Genomic DNA, 1,705 nt, shown 5'->3' with positions numbered 1-1,705 from the left:
GCCGGCGACGACGGCGCCCTGGGCGGCAACGCCAGCCTGGCCGCGCTGCCGCGCCGCGCCGCGCTGGCGCACGTGGTCTACACGCCGGAAATCCGCCACCCGGTCGAAGTGGGCGCCGACCAGCAGGCGCACCTGGTGGCCTGGCTGTCGAAACGGCTGGGAGCGCAATTGAAGCCGCCGCAACTGGCGTCGCTGGGCTATGCATTGGAGGGAGGCAGGCTGCTGCCCGGCCAGAGCGGGCCGGTGGCGCAGTTCATGTACCGCGACGGCGCCGGCGCGCGCCTGACGCTGTACGTGTCGACCGAACAGACCCACAACCAGGAAACCGGCTTCCGCTTCGCGCAGGAGGGACAGGTGGGGGTGTTTTACTGGATAGACGGGCGCTTCGGCTACGCCCTGTCCGGCAACCTGGACAAGGCGGCGCTGGCCACCTTGGCCAGCGCCGTCTACGCCCAGCTGGAACCGGCGCTGTGAGCGCTTACGAAGCGTGCTTGCTGATCTCGATCAGGCGCGAGCGCATGACGTCGGTGGCGGCGGGGCCGGGCGCGAACATATAGTCCTCGTCGTTGATGGCCAGGCCGCTGTTGGCGTCGACCAGCACCTGGTCGGCCGGCTTGCCGGTCTCGCGGCTGACCACCAGCAGGCTGGCTCCCTCGGGCGCCAGGTGGTCGTTGCCCCAGGCGATGAAGGCCAGCAGCACCGGTTTGAAGGCACGGCCGGCCTTGGTCAGCACGTATTCATAACGCGGCGGGCGGGCGCTGTACTGGCGGCGCTCCATCAGCCCGCCCTCGACCAGGCCGGCCAGGCGGCGGGTCAGCATATTGGGGGCGATCTTCAGGCTCTTTTCAAATTCGTCGAAACGCGACAGGCCGTAGAATGCGTCGCGCAGGATCAGGATGCTCCACCACTCCCCCACTTTTCCCAGGCTGCGGGCGATGGGGCAAGGCATACGGCCAAAATCGGTATGTTTCATTTTTTTGACTCCTCGGTTCCAGGGTTAGCACTTCAGGGCGGGCAAGACCGCCTTCGCGTCACGGCTGAATTCATTATTATCTATCCAAGAAACATGCGCTTTTGCTACAAGCGACTACAGTTTTGATTGCGTAGAAATCTATTAAAAAAAATTGCTGGATAGGAGAAATATGCAACAGCCATGCAAGCCGGGCGCACCAATCCAGTACCAATGGGGGTGTTCCGCCAGCGGTCGAATCTATTAAAAATTTTTAAAAGATAGGCATAATACTCACAGGCGTGATAAAACGTTATCAACCCGGTATCGAAGGTGGGAGCCCATGACTGCCAGCGACACACAACAGAGCATCTTGATCGTGGACGACTCCGCGTTCGAACAGCGCATGCTGGTCGATCTGCTGAGCGAGCTGCCATACAAGGTGTCGGTGGCGGTCAACGGCCTGCAAGGCTACCAGCTGGCGCTGGCCCAGCACCCCGACCTGATCCTGCTCGACGTGCGCATGCCCAACATGGACGGCTACACCGCCTGCCGCCTGCTCAAGGCCAATCCCGTCACCGAGGACATCCCCATCATATTCCTCAGCGGCGCCGACGCCGACGAGGAGCGCATCATGGGCCTGTCGATCGGCGGCGTGGATTTCGTCGCCAAGCCGTTTTCGCCAGGCGAGCTGGCGGCGCGTATCCAGGTCCACCTGAAGCTGGCCCGCCGCGCCAGCCGGCAGCGCGCGGCGCC

3 protein-coding genes are annotated in these 1,705 nt (G+C 63.5%); 2 read left to right on the top strand and 1 reads right to left on the bottom strand.

Going from position 1 to position 1,705, the window contains the following annotated elements:
- On the top strand, positions 1-474 hold a 474-nt coding region (locus GTP90_RS35615), incomplete at its 5' end, for an anti-sigma factor family protein (protein WP_161087919.1).
- Between the two features lie 4 nt (positions 475-478).
- Here GTP90_RS35615 and GTP90_RS35610 read toward each other — a convergent pair.
- Positions 479-973 (bottom strand): winged helix-turn-helix transcriptional regulator, encoded by a 495-nt coding sequence (locus GTP90_RS35610; RefSeq protein WP_117014348.1) that lies wholly within the window; start codon positions 971-973, stop codon positions 479-481.
- A 319-nt stretch (positions 974-1,292) separates the two neighbouring features.
- On the opposite strand from GTP90_RS35610, the gene GTP90_RS35605 reads away from it, so the two are divergent.
- The coding region (locus GTP90_RS35605) for a response regulator (RefSeq protein WP_161087918.1) at positions 1,293-1,705 on the top strand (413 nt) is incomplete at its 3' end.

The organism is Duganella vulcania, from assembly GCF_009857655.1.
GTDB lineage: Bacteria > Pseudomonadota > Gammaproteobacteria > Burkholderiales > Burkholderiaceae_D > Rugamonas > Rugamonas vulcania.
Note: the sequence above shows the minus strand (reverse complement) of the source record. Positions and strands in the feature narration are given on the sequence as shown.

Bases quoted from the DNA above. Each gene is read 5' to 3' on its own strand.
- GTP90_RS35610 (WP_117014348.1), bottom strand. From the start codon at position 973: ATGAAACATACCGATTTTGGCCGTATGCCTTGCCCCATCGCCCGCAGC.